Origin of the sequence: Kitasatospora sp. NBC_01266 (genome assembly GCF_036242395.1) — a bacterium.
Classification (GTDB): Bacteria; Actinomycetota; Actinomycetes; order Streptomycetales; family Streptomycetaceae; genus Kitasatospora.
The window spans coordinates 5,400,465-5,425,834 of record NZ_CP108458.1; the positions used below are offsets into that span (position 1 = coordinate 5,400,465).

At 72.7% G+C, this 25,370-nt stretch carries 22 protein-coding genes; 15 read left to right on the forward strand and 7 right to left on the reverse strand.

Annotation, left to right across the window (positions count from 1 at the left end; all coding sequences use genetic code 11):
* Positions 1–144: 144 nt before the first annotated feature.
* Positions 145–876: a response regulator transcription factor gene (locus tag OG403_RS23645; protein ID WP_266293869.1), complete on the reverse strand. Its 732-nt coding sequence runs from the start codon at positions 874–876 to the stop codon at positions 145–147.
* A gap of 501 nt (positions 877–1,377) precedes the next feature.
* On the opposite strand from OG403_RS23645, the gene OG403_RS23650 reads away from it, so the two are divergent.
* The 6 genes from OG403_RS23650 (at position 1,378) to OG403_RS23675 (ending at position 7,909) form a co-directional block, all read left to right on the forward strand.
* Positions 1,378–2,178 (forward strand): rhomboid-like protein, encoded by an 801-nt coding sequence (locus OG403_RS23650; protein WP_329567573.1) that lies wholly within the window; start codon positions 1,378–1,380, stop codon positions 2,176–2,178.
* A 198-nt stretch (positions 2,179–2,376) separates the two neighbouring features.
* Positions 2,377–4,788: an endopeptidase La gene (gene lon, locus OG403_RS23655; protein ID WP_329567575.1), complete on the forward strand. Its 2,412-nt coding sequence runs from the start codon at positions 2,377–2,379 to the stop codon at positions 4,786–4,788.
* Positions 4,789–4,922: 134 nt separating this feature from the next.
* On the forward strand, positions 4,923–5,147 hold the full coding sequence (locus OG403_RS23660; protein ID WP_329567577.1) for a type II toxin-antitoxin system VapB family antitoxin: 225 nt from the start codon (positions 4,923–4,925) through the stop codon (positions 5,145–5,147).
* Positions 5,144–5,560, forward strand: a complete 417-nt coding sequence (locus OG403_RS23665; protein ID WP_329567579.1) for a PIN domain nuclease — start codon at positions 5,144–5,146, stop codon at positions 5,558–5,560. The genes OG403_RS23660 and OG403_RS23665 overlap by 4 nt, the downstream gene beginning before the upstream one ends.
* A 268-nt stretch (positions 5,561–5,828) precedes the next feature.
* Positions 5,829–7,259, forward strand: a complete 1,431-nt coding sequence (locus tag OG403_RS23670; RefSeq protein WP_329567581.1) for a hypothetical protein — start codon at positions 5,829–5,831, stop codon at positions 7,257–7,259.
* 122 nt (positions 7,260–7,381) lie between these two features.
* Positions 7,382–7,909, forward strand: coding sequence for a GtrA family protein (locus OG403_RS23675; protein ID WP_329567582.1), 528 nt, complete (start codon positions 7,382–7,384; stop codon positions 7,907–7,909).
* Between the two features lie 65 nt (positions 7,910–7,974).
* On the opposite strand, the gene OG403_RS23680 is transcribed toward OG403_RS23675, so the two are convergent.
* Positions 7,975–9,021: a DUF3533 domain-containing protein gene (locus OG403_RS23680; RefSeq protein ID WP_329567584.1), complete on the reverse strand. Its 1,047-nt coding sequence runs from the start codon at positions 9,019–9,021 to the stop codon at positions 7,975–7,977.
* Positions 9,022–9,194: 173 nt separating this feature from the next.
* Between OG403_RS23680 and OG403_RS23685 the strand changes: the two genes are divergently transcribed.
* Complete coding sequence (locus OG403_RS23685) at positions 9,195–9,674, forward strand: MarR family winged helix-turn-helix transcriptional regulator (protein WP_329567586.1); 480 nt, start codon at positions 9,195–9,197, stop codon at positions 9,672–9,674.
* Between the two features lie 118 nt (positions 9,675–9,792).
* A complete protein-coding gene (locus OG403_RS23690) occupies positions 9,793–11,445 on the forward strand; it encodes an MDR family MFS transporter (protein ID WP_442910966.1) in 1,653 nt (550 codons plus the stop codon).
* Here the strand turns inward: OG403_RS23690 and OG403_RS23695 are convergent.
* From OG403_RS23695 to OG403_RS23705, 3 genes are all read right to left on the reverse strand, one after another.
* Positions 11,426–11,890, reverse strand: coding sequence for a hypothetical protein (locus OG403_RS23695; RefSeq protein ID WP_329567588.1), 465 nt, complete (start codon positions 11,888–11,890; stop codon positions 11,426–11,428). The genes OG403_RS23690 and OG403_RS23695 overlap by 20 nt on opposite strands.
* Before the next feature lie 140 nt (positions 11,891–12,030).
* Positions 12,031–12,255: a hypothetical protein gene (locus OG403_RS23700; protein WP_329567590.1), complete on the reverse strand. Its 225-nt coding sequence runs from the start codon at positions 12,253–12,255 to the stop codon at positions 12,031–12,033.
* 11 nt (positions 12,256–12,266) lie between these two features.
* Complete coding sequence (locus OG403_RS23705) at positions 12,267–13,478, reverse strand: inorganic phosphate transporter (RefSeq protein ID WP_329567591.1); 1,212 nt, start codon at positions 13,476–13,478, stop codon at positions 12,267–12,269.
* Positions 13,479–13,826: 348 nt separating this feature from the next.
* On the opposite strand from OG403_RS23705, the gene OG403_RS23710 reads away from it, so the two are divergent.
* Positions 13,827–15,416 (forward strand): C40 family peptidase, encoded by a 1,590-nt coding sequence (locus OG403_RS23710; protein ID WP_329567593.1) that lies wholly within the window; start codon positions 13,827–13,829, stop codon positions 15,414–15,416.
* A 45-nt stretch (positions 15,417–15,461) separates the two neighbouring features.
* On the opposite strand, the gene OG403_RS23715 is transcribed toward OG403_RS23710, so the two are convergent.
* Positions 15,462–17,744 (reverse strand): FdhF/YdeP family oxidoreductase, encoded by a 2,283-nt coding sequence (locus tag OG403_RS23715; RefSeq protein WP_329567595.1) that lies wholly within the window; start codon positions 17,742–17,744, stop codon positions 15,462–15,464.
* Positions 17,745–17,859: 115 nt separating this feature from the next.
* The gene (locus tag OG403_RS23720) at positions 17,860–18,840 is read right to left on the reverse strand and encodes an amino acid ABC transporter permease (RefSeq protein WP_329567597.1); all 981 of its coding nucleotides are present in this window, start codon (positions 18,838–18,840) and stop codon (positions 17,860–17,862) included.
* A 586-nt stretch (positions 18,841–19,426) separates the two neighbouring features.
* On the opposite strand from OG403_RS23720, the gene OG403_RS23725 reads away from it, so the two are divergent.
* The 6 genes from OG403_RS23725 (at position 19,427) to OG403_RS23750 (ending at position 25,291) form a co-directional block, all read left to right on the forward strand.
* Complete coding sequence (locus tag OG403_RS23725; RefSeq protein WP_329567599.1) at positions 19,427–20,578, forward strand: LLM class flavin-dependent oxidoreductase; 1,152 nt, start codon at positions 19,427–19,429, stop codon at positions 20,576–20,578.
* Positions 20,575–21,087, forward strand: coding sequence for a GNAT family N-acetyltransferase (locus OG403_RS23730; protein WP_329567601.1), 513 nt, complete (start codon positions 20,575–20,577; stop codon positions 21,085–21,087). Before OG403_RS23725 ends, OG403_RS23730 begins: the two co-directional genes overlap by 4 nt.
* 5 nt (positions 21,088–21,092) lie before the next feature.
* Positions 21,093–22,019 carry an ABC transporter substrate-binding protein gene (locus OG403_RS23735; RefSeq protein WP_329572497.1) on the forward strand — a complete coding sequence of 309 codons (927 nt, stop codon included), beginning with the start codon at positions 21,093–21,095 and terminating at the stop codon, positions 22,017–22,019.
* Complete coding sequence (locus tag OG403_RS23740) at positions 22,016–22,780, forward strand: amino acid ABC transporter ATP-binding protein (RefSeq protein ID WP_329567603.1); 765 nt, start codon at positions 22,016–22,018, stop codon at positions 22,778–22,780. Before OG403_RS23735 ends, OG403_RS23740 begins: the two co-directional genes overlap by 4 nt.
* Positions 22,781–22,881: 101 nt before the next feature.
* Entirely contained in the window at positions 22,882–24,075 is a 1,194-nt protein-coding gene (locus OG403_RS23745) for a serine/threonine-protein kinase (RefSeq protein WP_329567605.1), read from the forward strand.
* 19 nt (positions 24,076–24,094) lie between these two features.
* On the forward strand, positions 24,095–25,291 hold the full coding sequence (locus OG403_RS23750) for a serine/threonine-protein kinase (protein ID WP_329567607.1): 1,197 nt from the start codon (positions 24,095–24,097) through the stop codon (positions 25,289–25,291).
* Positions 25,292–25,370 lie beyond the last annotated feature (79 nt).

Here is a 25,370-nt window from a genome sequence, read left to right on the forward strand (position 1 = left end):
CCACCGCTGCGGACGCGGCGGCGGGTCGGGCTCGGTACGAGCCCGTGTAGAGGTGTTCATCGGTGCTTGGTCCCCGTACTTCTGTGGCCCCCGTGGCCCCCGTGGCCCCCCCGCGCGGCTCCCAGTCACTGGACTGGACGCGCGCTATCCCACCGGTGCCTCCAGCGCGTAGCCGACGCCGTGCACGGTGCGGATCCAGGTCGCGCCGATCTTCCGGCGCAGTGCCTTGACGTGGCTGTCCACCGTCCGGGTGCCGGAGGCGTCGGTCCAGTCCCAGACCTCGGCCAGCAGCTGCTCGCGGGTCAGCACGGCACGCGGCTGGGCGGCCAGGCAGGCCAGCAGGTCGAACTCGGTCGGCGTCAGGTGCACGTCGCCGGAGGCGAGCCGGACCCGGCGCTGCACGTGGTCGATCTCCAGTTCGCCGAAGCGCAGGCTGCCCAGCGCCGGAGTTCTGGCGGCCTGCTGGGCCCGCTCGACCCGGCGCAGCAGCACGTTGACCCGGGCCGCCAGCTCGCGCATCGAGAAGGGCTTGGTCATGTAGTCGTCGGCGCCCACGCCGAGGCCGACCAGCAGGTCCGTCTCGTCGTCGCGCGCGGTCAGCATCAGTACGGGGACCGGGCGTTGCGCCTGGATCCGCCGGCAGACCTCCAGACCGTCGAAGCCGGGCAGCATGATGTCGAGCACCACGAGGTCGGGCTGCCAGGTGTGGAAGCCGTCCACCGCGCCGGGGCCGTCATGGGCCACTGCGACCTTGAAGCCCTCCGCGCCCAGCCGGGCCGCGATGGACTCGGCAATGGTGGGCTCGTCCTCCACCACCAGAACGCGTCGTTGGGCAATCACACCGCTGCCGCTGGTGTCCTGCTGAATCTCTGTCACGGTCACGCCACCGCCCCCAGGGCCTGCGGGCCGCCACCTGTGGGAGTGGCGGGCACCGCTCGTAGTCTTGTTCCGTCGTTAATTTCGCGTGCTGATTTGACGCCCCGGGCTCCGCCAAGCGCGGGTGGACCGCGGCTTCCCGACCGCCGGTCCGACATGCATACCTCGCAGCGTACGGACACCCGGCGAGCACCGGCAGGTGGACCGCAGATTTCCGGACCACAGGCCAAAGCGCGCGCCCCGGGGACCCAGCACGGGCCGTTACCTTACCCGTCCATGTCGACTCGCGGTAACGGTGTGTATGCACGAACCCGTCGGCGGCCCCCGCTCGGGCCGCGGCCGACTTATGGTCTGGACCAACTCCTGAACTGCCCTGACAGGGAACGCAACACGATCCTCAGCGGACTCTCACGGATGCCCCTTAGCGTGGACGAAAGCGGCAGATGATGGCACGGTGTGCACGCGCGGCGAGCACACTCGGACCGAGGGGACGGAGGCGCCATGGCGGACGTGACAGCGGGCGCGACCCGGGGCGCTTCGCGCCCCACCGCGGTGCGGCACCTGACCGCGGTGACACCCCTCACCGGGCTGCGGTTCGGGCTGCGCTCGGTGCCGCTGCGCTGGGTGCTGGACCGGCTGCCGACGCCGCGCCGCAACCCCTTCGCCTGCGGCTACCTGGTGGTGCTGGCCGGGACCACGATCTTCGCCCAGCTCGCCAGCCCGGACCTGGTGCACCAGTTGCAGACCATGTCCAGCACCGACGGCCACCACCTGCTGCACACCCCCGTGCGCTCGCTGCTGATGAGCGGGCTCTGGGTGGCCGGTCCGGTCTGGATGCCCTACCTGTGGGCCTTCGCCTTCACCGTCGCCCCGCTGGAGCGCCGGGTCGGCTCGCTGCGCGCCGCCGGGGTCTTCGCGGCCGGGCACGTGGTCGGCACCCTGCTCTCCCAGGCGGTGGTGGCGGTCGCGGTGGCCACCGGGAAGGTCGGGCCGGGCATCCTGGACGAGCTGGACATCGGCGTCAGCTACGGCGTGCTGGCCAGTCTGGGCGCGCTGGCCGGGCTGCTGCCCAAGCGCGGGCGCTGGCTGGCGCTGGGCGGGGCGGTGCTGCTGGTGGCGCACCAGATCATCACCGACCAGGACCTGATCACCGCGGTCGGCCACCCGACCGCACTGCTCACCGGGGTGGCGCTCTGGGGCGTGCTGCGGCGGCCCCGGCGGCCCCGGGGCGGGTCGGCCGTGCGACGGCTGCCGCGGCGAGCGGCGCGACGGGCCGCCGGGCCCGCGCTCGAGCGCGCGTAGCGCCGGTCCTCCGCCCTCCCTCGTCCGCTCCTCTGCGGCTGCGCGGCCGGGCTTCTTCCCAGGCTTCTTTCAGCGTTCCTTCCGCATCCCCCGGATGCGCTCATGGTTGATCGCTCAGAGCGAACAAGGTCCCGGGAACATCCAGCCCTGCCGAAGCCTTAGTCATGTCGACTCAAGTTCACTGACTGGGGAGAGATCATGGCATCGACGTCCGCTTCGCTCACTCTGCCCGTGCTGCCCCTCGACGACGAGGTCGTGCTGCCCGGCATGGTGGTGCCGCTGGACCTCAAGGACACCGAGGTGCGCGCCGCCGTGGAGGCCGCCAGGGCCGCCGCGCGGGCGTCGGTGAGCGGTACCGCGGGCAAGCCGCAGGTGCTGCTGGTGCCGCGGCTGGACGGCTCGTACGCCGCGGTGGGCACCCTGGCCACCGTCGAGCAGGTCGGCCGGCTGGCCGACGGCGAGCCGGCCGCGCTGGTCCGCGCCGTCCGCCGGGTGCGGATCGGCGCCGGCACCACCGGGCCGGGCGCCGCGCTCTGGGTGGAGACCACGCCGTTCCAGGAGTCCGCGCTCGGGCTGCCGGTGGCCGGCCGGGCCGCCGAGCTGGTCAAGGAGTACAAGGCGCTCTCCACCGAGTGGCTGCGCAAGCGCGGCGCCTGGCAGATCGTCGACCGGGTGGCCGCGATCGAGGGCGTCGGCGAGCTGGCCGACAACATCGGCTACGCCCCCTTCGCCACCGCCGAGCAGAAGCTCAAGGTGCTGCTGGAGGCCGACCAGGTGGCCCGCCTGGAGTACGCCCTGCAACTGCTGCGCGACCACCTCGCCGAGGAGGAGGTCAACGACACCATCCGCAAGGACGTCGAGGAGGGCGTGGCCAAGCAGCAGAAGGAGTTCCTGCTCCGCCGCCAGCTGGAGGCGGTGCGCAAGGAGCTGGCCGAGCTGAACGGCGAGGCCGCCGACGAGGAGGGCGACTACCGGGCCCGGGTCGAGGCCGCCGACCTGCCCGAGAAGGTGCGCGAGGCCGCCCTCAAGGAGGTCGACAAGCTGGAGCGCAGCTCCGACCAGTCGCCCGAGGGCAGCTGGATCCGGACCTGGCTGGACACCGTCCTGGAGCTGCCCTGGAACAACCGCAGCGAGGACGCCTACGACATCGCCGGTGCCCGCGCCGTGCTGGACGCCGACCACGCCGGGCTGGCCGACGTGAAGGACCGGATCGTCGAGTACCTGGCGGTCCGCAAGCGCCGGGCCGACCAGGGCCTGAGCCTGGTCGGCGGGCGGCGTGGCGGCGCGGTGCTGGCGCTGGTCGGGCCGCCCGGCGTCGGCAAGACCTCGCTGGGCGAATCGGTGGCCCGTGCGATGGGCCGCGACTTCGTCCGGGTCGCGCTCGGCGGGGTGCGCGACGAGGCCGAGATCCGCGGCCACCGGCGGACCTACGTCGGCGCGCTGCCCGGCCGGATCGTGCGGGCCATCAAGGAGGCCGGCTCGATGAACCCGGTCGTCCTGCTGGACGAGATCGACAAGGTCGGCTCGGACTACCGCGGCGACCCGGCCGCCGCCCTGCTCGAGGTGCTGGACCCGGCGCAGAACCACACCTTCCGGGACCACTACCTGGAGGTCGAGCTGGACCTCTCCGACGTGGTCTTCCTGGCCACCGCCAACGTGCTGGAGGCCATCCCCGAGCCGCTGCTCGACCGGATGGAGCTGGTCCGGCTGGACGGCTACACCGAGGACGAGAAGGTCGTCATCGCCCGCGACCACCTGCTGCCGCGCCAGTTGGAGCGCACGGGGCTGACCGCCGAGGACGTGGCGGTGGCCGAGTCGGCGCTGCGCAAGCTCGCGGGGGAGTACACCCGGGAGGCCGGGGTGCGGAACCTGGAGCGGTCGGTGGCCCGGATCCTGCGCAAGGTCGCCGCCCAGAGCGAGCTGGGCGAGCGCGAGCTGCCGACCACGATCGGTGCCGACGACCTGCGCGGCCTGATCGGCCGGCCGCACCACACCCCGGAGGCGGCCCAGGAGCCGACCCAGCGGCGCACGGCGGTGCCCGGCGTCGCGACCGGCCTGGCGGTCACCGGCGCGGGCGGCGACGTCCTCTACATCGAGGCCTCGCTGGCCGACGCCGAGACCGGCTCGACCGGCCTGACCCTGACCGGCCAGCTGGGCGACGTGATGAAGGAGTCGGCCCACATCGCCCTGTCCTACCTGCGCTCGCGCGGCGCGGAGCTGGAGCTGCCGGTCACCGGACTGCGCGAGCGCGGCATCCACCTGCACGTCCCGGCGGGCGCCGTCCCCAAGGACGGCCCGAGCGCGGGCATCACGATGACCACCGCGCTGGCCTCGCTGCTCTCCGGCCGCAAGGTGCGCACCGATGTGGCGATGACCGGTGAGGTCTCACTGACCGGCCGGGTGCTGCCGATCGGCGGGGTGAAGCAGAAGCTGCTCGCCGCCGACCGGGCCGGGATCACCACGGTGATCATCCCCAAGCGCAACGAGCCCGACCTGGACGAGGTCCCGGCCGAGGTGCTGGAGCGCCTGACGGTGCACCCGGTGGCCGACGTCCGCGAGGTGCTGGCGCTGGCCCTGGAGCCGGCCGAGGTGCTGGTGGCGGCGGCGTGAGGCGGTGAAGTCCGTTGGCGCCCGGCGGACCTGACGGTCCGTCGGGCGCCGCCGCATGCCGGGGCGGAGCTCATGGATGATATCGATCGTGCTAGAATCTGATATCGAAAGCCTGTGCCGGACTGGAGGATGCCATGAGCCGCACCGTGATCGACGTCAATGACGAGATGCTCGCCGAGGCCGCGAAGATCTTCGGGACGACCACCAAGGTGGCCACGGTCAACGCGGCCCTGGAGGACGCGGTCAAGCGGCGCAAGCGGGAGTCGTTCCTGAACTGGCTGCTCGAAGGCGGGCTGCCGGACCTGACCGGGCCGGTGGAGACCGGGGCTGCGGACCAGGCGCCGGATCGGGCGGCATGAGGGAGCGCTTTCTCATCGACAAGTCGGCGCTGGCGCGTTACGCCAAGCCGGCCGTCCGATCGGTCATCTGGCCGCTGCACAGCGCCGGTGTGCTGGCCGTCTGCGGCGCTGTGGAGATCGAAGTCCTGCACAGCGCCCGCTCCAAAGCGGACGCCGAGCGGATCCGCGAGGAGCTGCGCGGCTTCGACTGGTTGCCCACTCCCGACGAGGCCTGGGACCGGGCCGTTGAGGTGCAGGCCGCGCTGGTCGACGGTGGCAATTGGCGAGCGGTCTCCGCTACCGATCTGATCATCGCCGCCGTCGCCGAACGCCACGGCGCGACGGTCCTGCACTACGACGGCGACTACGACATGATCGCGGAGGTCACCGGACAGCCGATGCGCTGGGTGGCGCCACGGGGCACGGCTGACTGAGCGTCACCGTCACCGTCCCGCGCGTTGAGACACCTCTTGTGAGACGGAGTGTCAGCCGCCAGCATGGGGGCATGACCTCGCACACGTGGCTGAGCCGTCGACTGGACGTCGACCTGGCGCACGCGTGTTCCGCGATCTGTCACCGCGACCTCTGAGTGCGGTGACCCGCTCGGCCGATCCTGCCGGGCTGTGACGCGTTCCCGTGGTCGGGCGGGGTGCACCGCTGTGCCGTCGTGCTCCCTCACCCTCACCTGAAACGGGACCTCCCATGCGCTTCGCGCTGCCCTCGCGGGCTGTCGTCCTCTCCGCCGCCGCCCTGCTGGCGATCGCGGTCGCCGCTCCGGCCTCGGCCGACGCGGACCCGCCGCTGCCGCCGCAGAACCCCTACGCCGGGCCGGCCGGCACCGCCACCATGCACGGCGACACCGGCTCCTCGGACGCGACGCCGCTGGCCGGCCCGCCGCCCGGCGCGCTGACCTCGCACCGTGCCGCGCTCGCCTCGGCCTGCCCCACCGTGCTGGACGGCTCCGACGGCTATCCGGTGGCGCTCTGCACCGCGATCTTCGGGCAGGCCCCCACCGTGCACCTGCTGGACCCGGCGACCGGCGACTCGATCGCCCAACTGTCCCTCGCCAAGGGCTCGTTGCTCGGCGGCGTCTACGCCTACCTGGACAACCAGAACCGGCTCGTGGTGGTCGACGGCAACCGTGACCTGCTGCGGATCGGGCACCACGACGGCACGCTCAGCGTGGACAGCAGTCTCTCGCTGGCCGGCGCCGTCCCGGCCGGGGACTCGGTGGTCGGCCTGTCGCCCGACTGGCAGGGCCGGGTCTGGTTCGCCACCGCGAACGGCGTGGTCGGCACCGCCGACGAGGCCACCGGCACCGTGCGGACCCTGGCGCTGCCCGCCGGGGAACAGGTGGCGAACAGCATCTCCACCGTCCCGGGCGGTACGGCGGTGGCCACCACCTCCGCCCTCTACCTGCTCACGGCCGCCCCCGACGGCACCCCGCAGATCTCCTGGCGCCAGGCCTACGACCGCGGGCCGGGCCGCAAGCCGGGCCAGCTCAGCTGGGGCACCGGCTCGACGCCGGTCTTCTTCGGCCCGACCACCGGCGCGGACTACGTCGCCATCACCGACAACGCCGTGCCGCACGAGCACCTGCTGGTCTACCGAGCGGACACCGGCGCCCAGGTCTGCTCGGTGCCGGTGCTGCTCGCCGCCGGGAGCGAGAGCGGGACCGAGAACGCGCCGATCGGCGCCGGGAGCAGCGTCTTCGTGGCGAGCACCTACGGCTACCCGTACCCGGCGCTGCCCGCCGGGGCGCCGGCCAGCGTGCCCGCCTCGGCCGACTTCGAGGGCGGGATGAGCCGGGTGGATGTGCGCCCCGACGGCTCGGGCTGCGACCTGAAGTGGGACACCGCGACCCGCTCGGCGGCCGTCCCGCAGCTCACCCTGGGCGACCACCTGATCCATACCGTGCTGCGCGAGCCGCTGATCCCGGGCACGGCTGACACCTCGATCCTCGACCCGTACTACTACGCCGAGATCGACCCGCAGACCGGCGCCGTGGTGCGCACCGCGTTCCTGGGGGCCGGGTTCCTCTTCGACACGCTCCAGATGGTGGGCACCACCGCCCCCGGCGGGGTGGTGTACCAGGGCACCATGACCGGAGTGGTGCGGATCTCGGCGCCCTGATCGGACGGTCGGGCGGGCCGGGCGCCCGCCCGTTTCCGGGGTTTGGTCAACGGCCTTCCAAGGACTCGTGTTTCCGGGGCGTCGGGCCGCAGCGGTCCGAGGACTCGTGCGACACTGCGCCAATGCCGTCGCTCACTCAGAAAGCCCTGGCCAAGGTGCCGGAGCCGCTGCGCCCCTTCGTCGTGCAGCACCGCAGTCTGGTGAAGTTCCTCGTGGTGGGCGGCTCGTGCTTCCTGCTGACGCTGGTCATCAACTACGGGCTCAAGCTCACCGTCTGCCAGAACAAGCCGGTGGTCGCCCTGACCATCGCGACGGCCATCGCGACGGTGTTCTCGTACGTGCTGAACCGGCAGTGGTCGTTCCGGTCGGAGGGCAGCCACAAGGAGGCCATCCCGTTCTTCGTGGTGAGCGCGCTCGCGGTGGTGGTCAACGACCTCCCGCTGCTGATCAGCCGCTACGTGTTCGACCTGCACACGCCGCACGTGAGCAAGTTCACCCAGGAGGTCTCCGACTTCCTGAGCGGCATGATCATCGGCACGCTGGTGGCGATGGGCTTCCGCTACTGGGCGATGAAGAGGTTCGTCTTCACCACCCGGGCCGACTCGGCGAGCGGCAGCTCCGCCGCCGAGCCGGCCGCGCGGGTGCCCTGACCTCCGGGTTCCGCCAGCTCCGGGTTCCGCCGCCGCGCACCCGGCGCCCCTAGGACGGGCCGGCGTCAGTCCCGCTCCGGCGGGGCGACCGTCATCCGCCCGCCCCGGGACCGGCTGTGCACCGCGAGCAGCGAGACCGCCACGCCCACCACCGCCCAGGCCACCAGGACCAGCAGCGGCATGGTGAGCCGGGTGCCGCCCAGGTAGGCGATCGAGCGGGTGGCGCTGGTCCCCGCGCCGTTCGGCAGCCAGGGGCCGATCGCCCGCCAGAACGGCGGCAGCAGCGGCGGCGGGAAGACCCCGCCCGCGCTCGGATTGCCGAGCACCACGAAGATCAGCACCGCGACCCCGATGCCGACCACGTCGAAGAGGCACTCCAGCGCCATTGTGAAGGTGCCGACCGAGAAGACCACCAGGGTGCCCACGCCCCAGAGGCCGAGGATGCTGCCGGGCAGCGCGTTCAGGATCGGCCCGGCGATCAGCACGCCGCCGAGCCCGGCCACGATCGAGTAGAGCGCCAGCACCGCGATCCGGATCAGCGCCCGGGCGTGGTTGGCGGGGCGCGCGCCCGCGCTGATCCCGAGGATCGAGGCGACCAGGTAGCCGCCGACGCACCAGCCCACCACCAGGTAGAACGAGGACAGGCCGTTGGCGTCCCCGCCGGCCAGCGGGGCCACGTCCTGCACCTGGACGGTGCGGCCCTGGTGCTGCTCGACGGCGGTGACGATGCTCTGGGCCGCGGTGGCCGCCGACTTCCCGCGCGCGCTGGCGATCAGCAGCGTGTCCTGGGTCCCGTCGGGGTTGACCAGCAGGGCGGCGTAGAGCTGCTGGTCCTTGATCTGGTGGACCGCGCTCTGCTGGTCACTGACCGGCGTGGCGTGCACCGCCTCGTTCGGCACCTGGTCGAGCGCGCCGATGGCCTGCTGCTGCGCGGCGGCCGTCGGCGCGACCACCCCGATCGAGAGCCGGTGCGGCTCGGGCTGGTGCAGCGCGCCGATGTAGGAGGTGATGAAGCCCAGCTGGAGCAGCAGCACCCCGATCACCAGCAAGGCCGCGCGGCCGGTGACGGCGTCCTTCACCTCGTTGACGAACCCTCGGCCCGGATCGGACATCGTCGGTCCCCCTTGGGAAGCGGCCCTCGAAAAGCGGTCGAAGGCGATAGATCACAACATGACCGTTTCTTCCTACCATTTGAGGCATTTGGGGCACTCCTTCCCGCGCCGGGCTTGGTGGATACTGATCTCGCGTCGGCGGGCGGCGCCGCGCGGGTGAGTGGCGGGTTGGTGTGGTCGAGGATCTGACGGGCAGTGAAGCGGCGTTCCGGGCGGTGGAGCGCGAGGTCGCGGTGATGTTCCGCCGGGGGCGGGCCCGGTCCGCCGAGATGTCCCGGCTGGTGCATCCCAAGCTGGAGGGCCTGGCCTACAGCCTGCTCGCCCATCTCAGCGAGGCGGGGCAGGTGCGGGTGACCGATGTCGGCGCGCACTTCGGGGTCGGGAAGGCGACGATCAGCCGGCAGATCAAGGCGCTGGAGGAACTGGGCCTGGTGGCGCGCGAGTCCGACCCGCTGGACCGGCGGGCCTCGCTGGTCTCGCTCACCGAGGACGGTGCCCGCCGCTACCGCCGGGCGCACGAGTACCGGATCGCCTCGTTCCGCGCCATGCTCGACAGCTGGGATCCGGCCGAACTCGACCAGTTCGCCCACCTGCTGGCCCGGTTCAACGAGACGGTGGCCGGCATGAGCCGGTGCGAGGACTGGGAGGAGTAGCGGGTCGGGACCGGCGTCCGGCGGCGGTCCGGGGTCGGAGGGGAGCCCGCGAAGAAGGTTGCCTAGGTCAAGTATCGAGCCTTATGGTTGCCTCAGGCAACGATTTCTAAGGACCTCCATGACCAGCAGCCCGTCGGCGCACCCGCACCGCCTCCACCACGGTGCCGCCGCGCCCGACCGTCCGATGACGCACCGTGAGATCCTCGAAGCGCTCTCCGGGCTGCTGCTCGGCCTCTTCGTCGCGGTCCTCTCCTCCACCATCGTCTCCAACGCGCTGCCAACCATCCTCAACGACCTGCACGGCGGTGAGTCCGCCTACACCTGGGTGATCACCGCGGCGCTGCTCTCGCTCACCGCCTCCACCCCGATCTGGGGCAAGCTCTCCGACCTGGTGAGCAAGAAGCTGCTGGTCCAACTGGCCCTGGTGATCTACATCGTCTCCTCCGCGCTGGCCGGCCTCTCGCAGAACACCGGTGAGCTGATCGGCTGCCGGGTGCTGCAGGGCCTGGGCGCCGGCGGTGTGGTGGCGCTCGGGCAGATCTGCCTGGCGGCGATGGTGCCGCCGCGCGAGCGCGGCCGGTACAGCGGCTACTTCGGCGCCGTCTTCGCGCTGGCCACCATCGGCGGACCGCTGATCGGCGGGGTCATCGTGGACACCCACTGGCTGGGCTGGCGCTGGTGCTTCTACGTCGGCATCCCGTTCTCGGTGATCGCCATCATCGTGCTGCAGCGCACCCTGCACCTGCCGGTGGTGAAGCGGAAGGCGAAGATCGACTACCGCGGCGCGCTGCTGATCGCGGGCGCGGTCAGCCTGCTGATGGTCTGGGTCACGCTGGCCGGCAAGAACTACGCCTGGGGCTCCTGGCAGACCGCGGTGATGGTCGGCGGTGGGCTGCTGCTGGTGCTGCTCTTCATCCTGGCGGAGCGCCGGGCGGCCGAGCCGGTGATGCCGCTCAGCCTGTTCCGCCACCGCACGGTGAGCCTGGCGGCCATCGCCAGCGCCTTCGTGGGCATCGGGATGTACGGCGCCACCACCTTCCTCAGCCAGTACTTCCAGCTGGCCAAGGAGAAGACGCCGACCATGGCGGGCATCATGACGCTGCCGATGATCGCCGGCCTGGCGCTCGCCTCGGCCGTCGCGGGGCGGCTGATCACCAAGCACGGCAGGTGGAAGCGCTACCTGGTGGCCGGCACCTTCCTGCTCGCGCTCGGCTTCTTCCTGCTCGGCACCGCCCGCGCCGACACGAGCTACGGCCTGCTCTCGCTCTACATGGCCGCCACCGGCATCGGCCTCGGCCTGACCTCGCAGAACCTGGTGCTCGCGGTGCAGAACACGGTGACCGCCAAGGAGATGGGCACCGCCAGCTCGACGGTGACCTTCTTCCGCAGCATGGGCGGCGCGATGGGCGTCTCGGCGCTGGGCGCGCTGCTCGGCACCCGGGTCACCCACTACCTGACCCAGAACCTGCTGGCCGCGCACATCCCGCCGGCCGGGGCGAGCGCGCTGTCCGGCGGCGACCTGCCGGACCTGCACACGCTGCCCGCGCCGCTGGTCCCGCTGGTCACCGACGCCTTCGGGCACGGGGTGGGGACGGTCTTCCTGGTCGCCGCGCCGTTCGCGACGCTGGCCTTCCTGGCGGTGCTGCTGATCCGCGAGGTGCCGCTGCGCACCGCGTCGGCCGGCGGGCCGACGCCGAGCGACGCGCGGCAGCCGGTCGACGAGCCGGTCGACGCGGTGCGCAGCGAGCCGGTCAGCGAGCCGACGGCGTAGGCAGGGCGGGGAACGGCCCCAGTCCGAAGCAGAGATCGGGCTGGGGTCCGGCACCCGTCAGGGCGAGGAAGCTCAGGTCCGCCTCGGCCATGGCCACCAGGCAGCAGAGGAAGCCGACCGCGACGCAGAGCGCGGTGTGCTTCTCGCGCAGCGTCAGCGCCACCGGCAGCCACACCGAGCCGACCAGGCCGACCAGCGGGGCCGCCCACGCCGCGACCACCCCGAACAGCGGCAGGCCCGCGGCGGCCCGGCAGGGGTCCTGCGAGCCGTCGGCGTAGTAGTCGGCGCACCAGAGCGCGCACCAGCTCAGGGCCGGGCCGATGAGCACGGCCAGCACCGGCAGCCAGAGCCGGGGGCCGCCGCCCGGGCCGGCCGGGCGGTCCGCGCCCCGCGCTGGGTCGGCGGTGCGCACGACGTCCGTCCTGGTGCCGACATCGTTCATCATCGCTTCCCCTCCCCGCTGCCGTCCCGGAAGGCTAGCGGGCGACTGCTACGGGGTGAGGGGCGGCCGGGGCGGTGCGGAACGGCGAAGGCCGCGAGGTGACTTGCACCTCGCGGCCTTCGCCGTTGTCCTGGTCCGTGACCTCAGGCCGCGATCAGGGTGAGCCCGTAGCCGACCGCCGCCGCGCAGGCGGCGAAGCAGACGCCGGCCCCGGCCAGCGCGGCGGTGCCGCGGCCCGAACCGCTCTCGACGGCGGCCTCGCGCCGGCCCAGGGCCAGCACCCCGAGGGCGAAGGCCGCGACCACGGCGACGGTGACCACGAAGCTGACGCCGGCGGTGTCGGCCAGGGCGCTCCAGTTGATGTGCATGGCAGGGCCCCTCAGGCGGCGACGGTGGTGTTCGGGTTGGCGGCGGTGCCGGGCACCGCGACGGGCGTGACGTCGGTGAGCCCCGGGACCTCGGCGACCGGTGCGACCTCGGGAGTCGCCGGCGCGTCGTTGACGTTGTTCGCGGTCACCGGCTCGCGGCGCGAGAGCAGCCACATCGCGCCCGCACCGGCCACCAGGGCGGTGCCGACCAGCAGGACGCCCCAGGTGCCCTGGTCGGCCACGAAGGCGGCCGCCCCGGCCACCACGGCGGCGGCCGGCAGGGTCAGGCCCCAGGTGTAGACCATGCGGCGGGCCATGCTCCAGTGCACCTGGGCCTTCGGGCCGCCCAGGCCCGCGCCCATGATGCCGCCGGAGACCACCTGCGTGGTGGACAGGCCGTAGCCCATGTGCGTGGAGGTCAGGATCACCGCGGTGGTCGCGGTCTCGGCGGCGAAGCCCTGCGGCGCCTGGACGTCGGTCAGGCCCTTGCCCATGCTGCGGATGATCCGCCAGCCGCCCATGTAGGTGCCGAGCGCGATGGCCAGGCCGGCGCTGGCGATCACCCAGGTGGGGGGCAGCGCGTGCTTGGGCAGTGCGCCGACCGAGACCAGGGTCAGGGTGATGATGCCCATGGTCTTCTGGGCGTCGTTGGTGCCGTGGGCCAGCGAGACCAGCGAGGCGGAGAACATCTGGCCGACCTTGAAGCCCTTGGTGGTGGTCTTCTCGCCGCCGCGCCGGGTGATCAGGTAGGCGGCCTTGGTGGCACCCCAGGCGGCCAGGCCGGCCACGATCGGGGAGGCGATGGCCGGGATGAGGATCTTGGTGACCACGGTGCTGAAGTTCACGCCGTCGAACCCGACCCCGACGATGGTGGCGCCGATCAGGCCGCCGTACAGCGCGTGCGAGGAGCTGGACGGCAGTCCGCGCAGCCAGGTCAGCAGGTTCCAGAGGATCGCGCCGGCCAGTGCGGCGAAGATCACCGACGGGTGGATGCCCGCCTTCTCGTTGACGATGCCGCCCGAGATGGTGCCGGCCACCTTCACCGAGAGGAAGGCTCCCGCGAAGTTGAGGACCGCGGAGATGGCGACGGCGACCTTGGGTCGCAGGGCGCCGGTGGCGATGGACGTGGCCATCGCGTTGGCGGTGTCGTGGAAGCCGTTGGTGAAGTCGAAGGCAAGAGCGGTGACGATCACCACCGCGACCAGGAACGTGATGTGTTCCATTACCAAACAATCGTCGTAGTAGTCGGACTGTCGTGTTCTTCAGCTGCGTTCAGCGCGACCGTAGGGAGGTCGAGTGAACGGGAGGTTAACTGGATCCGGCTTTGTGGATCTGGTTGTGGACTACACCTGTCTACCGAGAGTCTCTCAGGTGCCCTGGCCTGGTCTTATGCGAACAACGTCCGCTTTGGGGGCAGATTCATGAGATCTGCGTCACGACGGCTTGTCAGCTGAGAATTCATCAGATGCACGGCGGCACCCTGCCGGATCCGGCCGTTCGCATGGCAGGATCGACGGCGGCCTGTCAACCGCAGCGCCACGGGCGTCATCGAACGAGGGGGAGGCGAGCCGATGCGGGCTGTGCTCCGCGAACAGCTGGTCGGGACTCAGCCATGGCTGCGGGCCGCGCTGCGCTGCGGGGCGGTGCTGGCGGTGGCGGCCCTCGCCCTGCCGATGGCGGCCCAGACGGCCTTCGCCGCTCCCGAGCCGGTGACCCCGGCCACCGCGACGCCCGGCGCACCCGGCACGGCCCCGGGCGGCGACCCGCTGGCCGCCGCCGAGGCCACCCTCGGCCCGCTGCTCGACAAGATCCACCTGCTCTACCAGAACGCCGAGACGGCCACCGAGCAGTACAACGCCACCGCCCAGCAGCTGACCACCCAGCAGAGCAGCGTGGCCGCGATCAACGCCAAGCTGGCCACCCAGCAGAACCTGGTCGACCAGGGCATCGACGTCGCCTCCGAGCTGGCCTCCGACCAGTACGTCAACGGTGACGTCTCCGGCCTCGGCGAGCTGCTGCTGACCAACGACCCGTACCAGGCCGCCCACCTGGCCGCGCTGCTGTCCGCGGCGAGCCGCTCGCAGGCCTCCTTCATCGCCCAGCTCAAGAGCGACCAGGCGTCGCTGGGGCAGCTGAAGAAGCAGTCCACGGACGCGCTCAACGGCACCCAGGCGCTGCTCACCCAGCAGACCCAGAACAAGACGGAGATCGCCGGCCAGCTGGCCACCGTCGAGCAGCTGGTCACCTCGCTCACCGGCGCCCAGCAGACCGAGCTGCAGCAGCTGGAGCAGAACCAGGTCGACCAGGCCCAGCTCGCCTTCCTGGCCACCGGCGCGCTCGGCCAGGGCGAGCGCACTCCCTCGGCGGCCGGCCGGCAGGCGGTGGCCTACGCGCTGGCGCAGCTCGGCAAGCCGTACCTGTGGGGCGGCACCGGGCCGGACGCCTACGACTGCTCCGGCCTCACCTCGCAGGCCTGGCTGAGCGCGGGCGTGCAGATCCCGCGCACCAGCGAGGAGCAGTGGGCCCAGCTGCAGCACGTCCCGCTGAACCAGCTGCGCCCTGGTGACCTGGTGGTCTACTACGCCAGCGCCGAGCACGTCGCGATGTACATCGGCGGTGGGCTGGTCGTGCAGGCCCCGCACACCGGTGCGTTCGTCCGGGTCTCGCCGATCGGCATGGCGCCGATCCTGGGCGCGGTGCGGCCCGACCCGCAGAACGCCGCGGACGACAAGGGCGGCGCCTGGAAGGTGCCTGCCACGCTGCAGCAGGCGGAGACGGTGACGCCGCTCGCGCCGCCCTCGCTGGCCGCCGTGCCCGGTCTGCCGAGCGTGCCGCCGCTGCCTTCGCTGCTGCCGGTGGTGCCGATCAGCCCGACGGCGCCGCCGGTGAGCGGCTCGCCCGCGGCGGTGCCCACCGCTCCGCTCTCGCCCTCGCCGTCGGCCTCGGGCAGCGGTTCGCCGTCGCCCTCCGGTTCGCCGTCCGGTGGTTCGCCGTCCGCCACCCCGTCGGGCACCGCGCCCTCGCCGTCGGCCTCGGGCAGCGGTTCGCCGTCGCCCTCCGGTTCGCCGTCCGGTGGTTCGCCGTCCGCCACCCCGTCGGGGACCGCGCCCTCGCCCTCGGGCTCCTCGAGCCCGTCCGGATCGGGCCGCCCCACGCCGTGACCCGAGCCTTCGGCGGCCCCGTGCCGGGGCCGCCGAAGCCGGGGATCAGACGCCGGAATCCGCCTCGAAGCGGATCACCACGGCCTTCGAGGTGGGCGTGTTGCTGATCTCGGCGGTGGAGTCCAGCGGGATCAGCACGTTGGTCTCCGGGTAGTAGGCCGCCGCGCCGCCGCGCGCCACCGGGTAGTGCACCACCTTGAAGTGCGGCGCCCGCCGGGGCACCCCGTCCCGCCACTCGCTGACCAGGTCGACGTAGCCGCCCTCGGTCAGGCCCAGCTCGGCCGCGTCCAGCGGGTTGACCAGCACCACCCGGCGGCCGCCGGTGATGCCGCGGTAGCGGTCGTCCAGGCCGTAGATCGTGGTGTTGTACTGGTCGTGCGAGCGCAGCGTCTGCAGCAGCAGCCGCCCGGCCGGGACCTCGGGGGCGGTCATCGCGTTGACGGTGAAGTTCGCCTTGCCGGTCGCGGTGGGGAAGGTCCGGCTGTCCCGCGGACCGTGCGGCAGCGCGAAGCCGCCGGGCACCCGCACCCTGGTGTTGAAGTCGGCGAAGCCCGGCACCACCCGGGCGATCCGGTCGCGGACGGTGTCGTAGTCGGCGGCGAAGTCCTCCCAGGGCGTCGGGTCGGTGGGGCCGAGCACCGCGCGGGCCATCCGGCAGACGATCGCCGTCTCGGAGAGGATGCCGGGCGCCGGCGGGCGCAGCCGCCCCTGCGAGGAGTGCACCAGGCCCATCGAGTCCTCGACGGTGACGAACTGGTCGCCCGCCGTGCTGCGGTCCCGGTCGGTGCGGCCCAGGGTGGGCAGGATCAGGGCCCGGCGGCCGGTCACCAGGTGCGAGCGGTTGAGCTTGGTGGAGACCTGCACGGTCAGCCGGCACTGCCGCATCGCGGCCTCGGTGACCTCGGTGTCCGGGGTGGCCGCGACGAAGTTGCCGCCCATCGCGAAGAAGACCTTGACCCGTCCGTCGCGCATCGCCCGGATCGACTCCACCGCGTCGAGGCCGTGGTGGCGCGGCGGCCGGAAGTCGAACTCCCGCTCCAGCGCGTCCAGGAACGCGGCGGCGGGCCGCTCGAAGATGCCCATGGTGCGGTCGCCCTGGACGTTGCTGTGGCCGCGCACCGGGCAGACGCCGGCCCCGGGCTTGCCCACATTGCCGCGCAGCAGCAGGAAGTTGACCACCTCGCGGATGGTCGGCACCGAGTGCTTGTGCTGGGTCAGCCCCATCGCCCAGCAGACGATGACCTTCTGGGACTTCAGTACGAGTTCGGCCAGCTGCTCGATCTGCTCCCAGGGCAACCCGGTTGCGGCAAGCACCTCTTGACGGTCCGTCGACTCCGCCTCGGCGGCGAACTCCTCGAAGCCGTGGCAGTGCTCGGCGATGAACTCCCGGTCCACACCGCCGTCGGCGGCCAGCAGCAGCTGGTTGACGGCGCGGAACAGCGCGAGGTCGCCGCCGAGCCGGATCTGCAGGAACAGGTCGGTCAGCTTGGTGCCGCCGCCGGCCAGGCCGCGCGCGTGCTGCGGGTTCTTGAACCGCTCCAGGCCCGCCTCCGGCAGCGGGTTGACGCTGACGACGGTGGCGCCGGCCCGCTTGGCCCGCTCCAGCGCGGAGAGCATCCGGGGGTGGTTGGTGCCCGGGTTCTGCCCGGCCACGATGATCAGGTCGGCCTGGTAGAGGTCCTTCAGGCTGACGCTGCCCTTGCCCACCCCGAGGGTCTCCACCAGCGCGGAGCCCGAGGACTCGTGGCACATGTTGGAGCAGTCGGGCAGGTTGTTGGTGCCCAGCCTGCGGGCGAACAGCTGGTAGCTGAAGGCGGCCTCGTTGCTGGTCCGGCCCGAGGTGTAGAAGGCGGCGCCGTCGGGGGTCTCCAGCGCCTTGAGCTCCTCGGCGATGATCGCGAAGGCCTCGTCCCAGCCGATCGGGGCGTAGTGGGTGGCGCCCTCGGCCAGCAGCATCGGCTCGGTGAGCCGGCCCTGCTGGCCGAGCCAGTAGCCGGACCGCTCGGCCAGCTCGGCCACCGGGTGCTCGGCGAAGAAGGCGCGGGTGATCCGGCGTTCGGTGGCCTCCTCGGCGACCGCCTTGGCGCCGTTCTCGCAGAACTCGGCGGTGTGCGGCTTGTCCGGCTCGGGCCAGGCGCAGCCGGGGCAGTCGAAGCCGCCCCGCTGGTTGACCTTGGCCAGGGTGGCGAGGGTGCGGGCCGGGCTCATCTGCTCATGGGCCATCTTCAGGCTCTGCCGCACGGCCTTCAGTCCGGCGGCCGCGCGCTGCGGGGCGCCCACCTGGGGGGCGTCCTGCGCCGGGTCGCTCTGCGGGGCCTGCTTGGCCATCTTCGCCCACCTCCAACGGGGATCGGGGCCGCGCCGTCGTCAGCCCCGCCCCCATCCTCGCACCCTGGTCAGCCGTCGGATCCGGGGCGGCCGGTCCCCTCGCGCGGCGGCCCTGTCACGCGGCGGCCCCCTCGTCCACGGTGCGGCGCAGCCGGGCGAGAGCGGCCCTGGTCCGGGCGAGCGGGGTGGGCGGCAGCGGGCCGCGGGTGGCGCCGCGTGCGAAGTACCGCTCCAGGTAGTACTGCAAGATCGACAGCAGGGTGGTCAGCAGCAGGTACCAGAGGGTGGCCACCAGCAGCAGCGGCACCACCTGGTAGGTCTGGTTGTAGATCAACTGGACCGAGTAGAGCAGGTCCTGGACCGCCAGCACGCTGACGATCGCGGTGCTCTTGAGCAGTCCGACCAGCATGTTGCCGGCCGTCGGCACGATCGACCGCATCGCCTGCGGCAGGATGATCCGGCGCAGCACCCGCAGCCGGCCCAGGCCCAGTGACTGCGCGGCCTCCAGCTGCCCCTGGTCGACCGAGAGGATCCCGCCGCGCACCACCTCGGCGGCGAACCCGGCCTCCAGCAGGGTCAGTCCGATCACCGAGGTGAGCACCGGGCCGAACAGGTGGACGGTCCGCACGGTGACGAACTGCGGGCCGAACGGGAGGCCCAGGCCGAGGGTCGGGTAGAGCGCCCCGATGTTGAACCAGAGCAGCAGCTGGACCAGCGGCGGGATCGAGCGGAACAGCCAGACGTAGCCCCAGGCCAGCGTGCGCAGCAGCAGACTGCCCCAGATCCGGGCCGCCGCGACCAGGGTGCCGAGGGCGAAGCCGAGCAGCATGGTGGCGGCGGTCAGCCAGAGGGTGAGGGTCAGGCCGTGCAGGACGGCGCCGGTGGTCAGGTAGCTGCCGACCACGTCCCACTGGAAGCGCGGGTTGCGGACGATCGAGTTGGCCACCATCGCCAGGACCAGCAGGGCGAGCGCGGTGGTCAGCCACCGCACGGGGCGTCGGCGCCGGGCGATCGGCAGGTCGGCGACCGAGGGCGCGGGGGAGGGAGCGGTGGACGGTGGGCCGGTGGCGGGCAGGACCTCGGGCGAGGTGGCCATGAGCAGGCTCCTGTGCGGGCGGACGGGCGGTCGGGTCGCCATCACGCGGGCCGCGTCCCTCAACGCGGCGGCACTGCTCTCGCTCCGCCGCCGATCGTACGTGGCACCGGTGAGCAACTGTCAAGGGCGGCCTCGGGCAAGGCCGGTGGTGCGACAGGTGGTTGACGAACTCCACGATTCGCTGTTCAACTGGGCACATGAACGCCGCCCAGCCCCTGGTCACCCGCGACCACATCGACTTCGGTCGAGTGTGGTCCGCGGCGTGTCGCGGCTGACCCGGCAGCGGGCCGTCTGACCGGCCCGGCGCTGCGTCCTGGGACGCGGCCTCCTCCCTCGGTGCCCCTTCGCGGGCCGGGACCCGCCGTCGCCGTCGCCCCTCGCGGGCTCGTCGTCGACCGCCTGGCGCACGCTGCCGCCATCCTCGCCATCCCCGCCGGCCAGCCCGGCTGATCCACCGTCACGCGCTCGCTCCGCGCCCGCCCCGCTCTCTCCCTTCCCGGTCCTTCCCGGTCCTTCCGCCGCCGTGCCCGCGCTCTCCCCGCGGGCCGGCCGCGCCGTCGTGCCATCACCTGAGAGGCAGTCAGCCATGCCCGTCGAGTTCCTCGGTATCGCCGCCACCGGCGACGGCTCGGAGACCACCGCCCGCAGCACCGCCGCCTTCGACCGCGACTACACGCTGCGCCTGGCCCGCGCCCACGAGGAGCACGGCTGGGACCGGGTGCTCTTCGCCTACGGATCGGGCTCGCCCGATCCCGCCCCGGCCGCCGCCTTCCTGGCCGCGAAGCTGGACACGCTGCAGATCCTGCTGGCCCACCGGCCGAACGTCTCCTCCCCGACCTTCGCCGCCAGGACCTTCGCCACCCTGGACCAGATCAGCCAGGGCCGCCTCACCGTGCACTTCATCACCGGCGGCAACGACCACGAGCAGCAGCGCGAGGGCGACTTCCTGACCAAGGACCAGCGCTACGACCGCACCCGCGAGTACATCCAGGTCGTGAAGAAGATCTGGACCAGCCACCAGCCCTTCGACCACGAGGGCGAGTACTACCGGTTCAACGACTTCGTGGCCGACGTCTTCCCGGTCCAGCAGCCGCGCCCGGGCGTCTCCTTCGGCGGTTCCTCCGAGGCGGCGTACGCGGCGGGCGGGGCGGAGGCGGACATCTACTGCCTGTGGGGCGAGCCGCTGGCCGAGACGGAGGCGCAGATCGAACGGGTCAGGCAGTCGGCCGCCGCGGCCGGGCGCGGCCGGGCGCCGCGGATCCAGGTGGCGTTCCGGCCGATCATCGCGCCGACCGAGGAGCTGGCCTGGCAGAAGGCGCACCGCACGGTGGAGCTGATCAACGCCCGCAAGGCGCGCGGCGAACTGGTCCGCCGTCGCGGTGCCGCCGGCGCGGCACCCGAGAACGCCGGCTCCCAGCGTCTGATCGCGATCGCCGAGGCCGGTGAGCGCTACGACCGCGCGCTGTGGACCCCGACCGCCGCCGCCACCGGCGGAGCCGGCAACTCCAACGCCCTGGTCGGCACGCCCGAGACGGTGGCCCAGGCCCTGCTCGACTACTACGACCTGGGCGTGGACATCCTCTCGGCGCGCGGCTACCACCTGCTGGACGACGCGATCGACTTCGGCCGCTACGTGATCCCGATCGTCCGTGAGGAGGTCGCGAAGCGGGACGCCGAGAAGGCCCGCAAGGCCGCCGCCGAGCGCGACCGGCAGCAGCTGATCGCGGTCCAGGCATGAGCCCGGTGCTGAGCTTCCGCCAGGTCGGCGCCGCGGACCCGCTCGCCGAGCCGCTGATCCGCGAGCTGACCGAGGAGTACGTCGCCCGCTACGGCCCCGGTGCGCACGCCGAGATGGCCCGCTACCCGGCTGCCGAGTTCGCCCCGCCGCACGGCCTGCTGCTGCTCCTGCTGGCGGACGGCGCACCAGTGGCGGGCGGCGCACCAGTGGCGGGCGGCGCCTTCCGCCGGCACGCCGACCCGGCGACCGCCGAGTTGAAGCGGATGTGGACGCACTCGGCGCACCGCCGGCGCGGGCTGGCCCGGCGGGTGCTGACCGAGCTGGAGCGCTGCGCCGCCCGGGCCGGCTACCGGCGGATCCACCTCACCACCGGACCGCGCCAGCCCGAGGCCAAGGGGCTCTACCTGGCGGCCGGTTACACCCCGCTCTTCGACGTCACGGCCGATCCCGCGACCGTCGGCCCGCTCCCCTTCGAGAAGCTCATCGACCGAGAGGCACCGACCCCGTGAGACCGCTGAAGGCCCTGGCCACCGCCCTGCTGCCGCTGCTCCTGCTCACCGCCTGCGGCTCCACCGGTGGCACCGGCACCGCCAAGGACGTCCCGGCCGCCCAGGGGGTCGACCCGGGCCGTGACGTGGTCTCCCAGGAGCAGAAGGTGGACGCGATCGCGGCGCTGCTGCCCGCCGCCGTCCGCCAGGCCGGCGCCATCAAGGTCGGCAGTGCCTTCGGCGCCCCGCCCAGCGCCTACTACCCGGACCCGGCGAGCAAGAAGCCGGCCGGCCTGGACGTGGACTTCACCGACGCCGTGGCCAGGGTGCTCGGGCTGAAGGTGGACCGCGAGGACGCCTCGTTCGAGACCATCCTGCCCGCCCTGGGCAGCGGCAAGTACGACGTGGGCACCGGCAACTTCGGGGTCACCGCGGCCCGGCTGAAGACCATCGACTTCGTCACCTACATCGACGACGGCCAGGGCTTCGCGGTCCGCAAGGACAACACCGGGCTGACCGACGTGACCGACCTGACCCAGCTGTGCGGCCGGACCATCGGCACCGGCGCCGGCACCACTTTCGAGTCCACCCTGAACGCCGACAAGCACCTGTGCACCGACGCCGGCAGGAAGCCGTACACCGTGCAGTCGTTCTCGGAGAACGGCGCCATTCTGACCAGCCTGCAGCAGGGCCGGATCGACGTGGTGATGTCCACCATCAACGGCCTGCGCTTCCAGGCCGCCCAGCCGGCCGCCGGGACCAGGTTCGTCGGCGAGTTCCACCGCCTGGACGTCGGCTTCGCTTTCCCGAAGGGCAGCCCGCTCACCCCGGCCTTCCAGGCGGCGGTGAACCAGCTGATCAAGGACGGGACCTACCAGCGGATCCTGGCCAAGTGGGGCACCACCGGGTCGGCCGTCACCCAGTCGCTGATCAGCCCGCCGGAGCACCCATGAGCACCGTGATGGTCCAGGTCAGCGGTCTGCACAAGAGCTTCGGCACGCTCCGGGTGCTGCGCGGGGTCGACCTGAGCGTGCCGGTGGGCTCGGTCACCGTGGTGCTCGGGCCGTCCGGCTCGGGCAAGTCGACGCTGCTGCGCAGCATCAACCACCTGGAGCGGCCGGCCCGTGGCGTGGTGACGGTGGACGGCGAGCTGATCGGCTACCGGCGGGTCGGCGACCGGCTGCACGAGCTGTCCGAACGTGAGGTGCGGCGCCAGCGCACCCGGATCGGCTACGTCTTCCAGAACTTCAACCTGTTCCCGCACCTGACCGTGCTGGAGAACGTCACCGAGGCCCCGATCGGCGCGCTCGGCCGCCCCAAGGCGCGGGCCCGCGAGTCGGCGCTGCGCCTGCTGGACCGGGTCGGGCTGGCCGACAAGGCGGACGCCTACCCGCGCCAGCTCTCCGGTGGGCAGCAGCAGCGGGTGGCGATCGCCCGGGCGCTGGCACTGGAGCCCAAGGTGCTGCTCTTCGACGAGCCGACCTCGGCGCTCGATCCGGAGCTGGTCGGCGAGGTGCTGGCGGTGATCAGGGACCTGGCCGCGGCGGGGACCACGATGATCGTGGTCACCCACGAGATCGGCTTCGCCCGGGAGGTGGCGGACCGGGTGGTCTTCATGGACGGCGGGGTGGTGGTCGAGGCGGGTACTCCGGCCGAGGTGCTGGACCGGCCGCGCCAGCAGCGCACCCGCACCTTCCTCGCCAGGGTCCGCTGAGGCAGGCGCAGTTGAGGCGGAGTCGGCTGCGGTCGGCTCAGTTGAAGCCGGGTCTGTTGCGGGCGGGTCGGTTGCCGCGGTACCCCGCTAGGCTGACCGCCATGTCAGATCTCCAGCCGCCGCCCCTGGTCGACGGCCGCTACCAGGTGGTTCGCGAGCTGGGCCGGTCGGCCACCGGCACCCGCTGGGAGGCGTTCGACCGCACGGACGGCCACCGGGTGGTCGTCCACCTGGTGCCGCCGCAGGCGCCCGCCCCGCCGGCGGCCGTCGAGCGGTTCCTGGCGGAGGCCGAACGGGCCGGCCGGCTCGGCCATCCGCACCTGGTCGAGGTGGAGCACCGCGCCGACCGCTCGCTGGTGCTGGAACTGCTCAGCGGCCGCCCGCTGGATGCCGTGATCGCGGCCGGGCCCGCCGACCTCGGACACATCCTGATCTGGGCCCAGCAGGTCTGCCTCGGCCTGTGGGCCGCGCACCAGGCCGGGGTGGTGCACTGGGGGCTCAAGCCGAGCCGGTTCTTCCTCACCGACCAGGGCCGGATCAAGCTGCTCGGCTTCGGCACCGCCTACCTGGCCCCGGCCACCGAGACCGGCAACGCGCCCTACCTGGCGCCCGAGCAGTGGCGCCAGACCCCCGCCGACGGCCGGGCCGACCTCTACGCGCTGGGCTGCGTGCTGTTCGAGCTGTGCACCGGGCGGCCGCCCTACCTCGGCGGCTCGGCGGCGGAGATGATGCACCGCCACCTGAACGACGCGGTCCCCTACCCGGGCCTGTTCCGCGCCGACCTGCCCCGCGGCCTGGACGAGATCGTGCTCGGCCTGCTCGCCAAGGACCCCGGCGCCCGTCCGGCGGACGCCACCGAGGCCGGGGCCCGGCTGGCCGCGGTGGCGGCCGGCTACCAGGGACCGGTCGCGCCCGCCCTGGAGGACCAGCTCCGGGCCCAGGTCGACCAGGCCTGGGCCTACGGCGAGGCAGGTCAGCAGGCCGAGGCGATACGCCAGTTGACCGCGCTGGTGTCCCACGCGGCCCGCACGCTCGGGCCCAGCCATCCGCAGACCCTGCAGGTCTGCTACGACCTTGCCATCTGGCGGGGGATGGCTGACGATATCGCTGGGGCGGCAGGCCTGTTGGGCGAGTTGCTGCCGCTGATGACCGCCACCTTGGGACCGGGGGACGAGGACGTGGCGAAGGCGACCCGGGACCTCTGGTCCTACAGCCGTGAGCTGGAGCACAGGCGCAACCGCGGTACCGCCCGCCCCGGCGAGCTGGCGATGCTGCTCGGCCTCCCCGTCTACTGAAGCCCGAGCAGGGGGAGAGATGAGAGCCGGGGATCTACTGGGGGAGCGCTACCGCCTGGTCGGCGAGCTGGGCCGGGGCGGCTTCGGGGTGGTCTGGGAGGCCTACGACCAGCGGGTCGGGCGGCAGGTGGCGGTCAAGACGCTGCGCCATCAGACCGGCCCGGACGCCGCCACCGACCGGGCCAGGTTCGGGCGCGAGATGGCGGTGCTGGCCCGCCTGGTGCACCAGAACGTGGTGCTGATCTTCGACCAGGGCGAGGTCGCCGAGGCCGGCGAGAGCTACCGCTACCTGGTGATGGAACTGCTCAACGGCCTGACCCTGAAGCAGGCGCTGGCCACCTCCCGCCCCGAGCTGTCGCGCGCCCTGGACTGGGGCCGCCAGCTGTGCGCCGCGCTCGCCGCCGCCCACGCGGCCGACGTGATCCACCGCGACATCAAGCCGGAGAACATCATGTTCACCGGCCCCGAGCAGCAGCTGCTCAAGGTGCTGGACTTCGGCATCGCGCAGATCGGCGACAACAAGGAGGGCAGCCTGACCAGTGCGGGCGTGGTGATCGGCAGTGCCCCGTACCTGGCCCCCGAGCGCTGGCGCGGCGAGCCGGGCACGGTGCGCAGCGACCTCTACGCGCTGGGCTGCGTGCTCTTCGAACTCTTCACCGGCGCCCGCCCGTTCAGCTCCGGCGGCACCTACGCGCTGATGGTCCAGCACGTGGAGGAAGTGCCGGTGCGGCCGACCGCGCTGCCCCGGGACCTGGCACAGCTGCTGCTCGAACTGCTGGCCAAGGATCCCGCCGACCGTCCGGCCGGCGCCGCCGAGGTGGGTCGCCGGCTCGACCGCGCCGCCGAGGCCGTGCGCGATCTGCGCCGCCAGGCGGACGCGGCCTTCCAGGCGGCCGGCGAGGGCCGGCCCGCCGAGGGGCTGAAGCGGCTGCGACCGCTGATCGAGCAGTTCGCGCTCGCCTTCGGACCGGGCGACGGCCGTACGGTGCGCGGCTGCCACGACTTCGCCGTGCTGCTCGCCCGGCTCGGCGCGCACGACCAGGCGTACTGCCTGCTGGACGAGCTGCTCCCGCACGCCACCGCCGCGCTCGGCGAGGGCCACCCCGATGTCGAGGACATCCAGCACCGGCTGGCCCGCACCCCGGCGCCGGATCGCCCCTGCCCGCCGGGGCTGCTCGAGGCGCTGCTCACGGGTGTCAACCGTACGGGCGACTGATTCGCCCCCCGGGCGGTCGGCCCGATTGGGAGGAACCGGCCGACGAGCACCCCCTGGTTCCGTTCCACAGTCTGTTGAT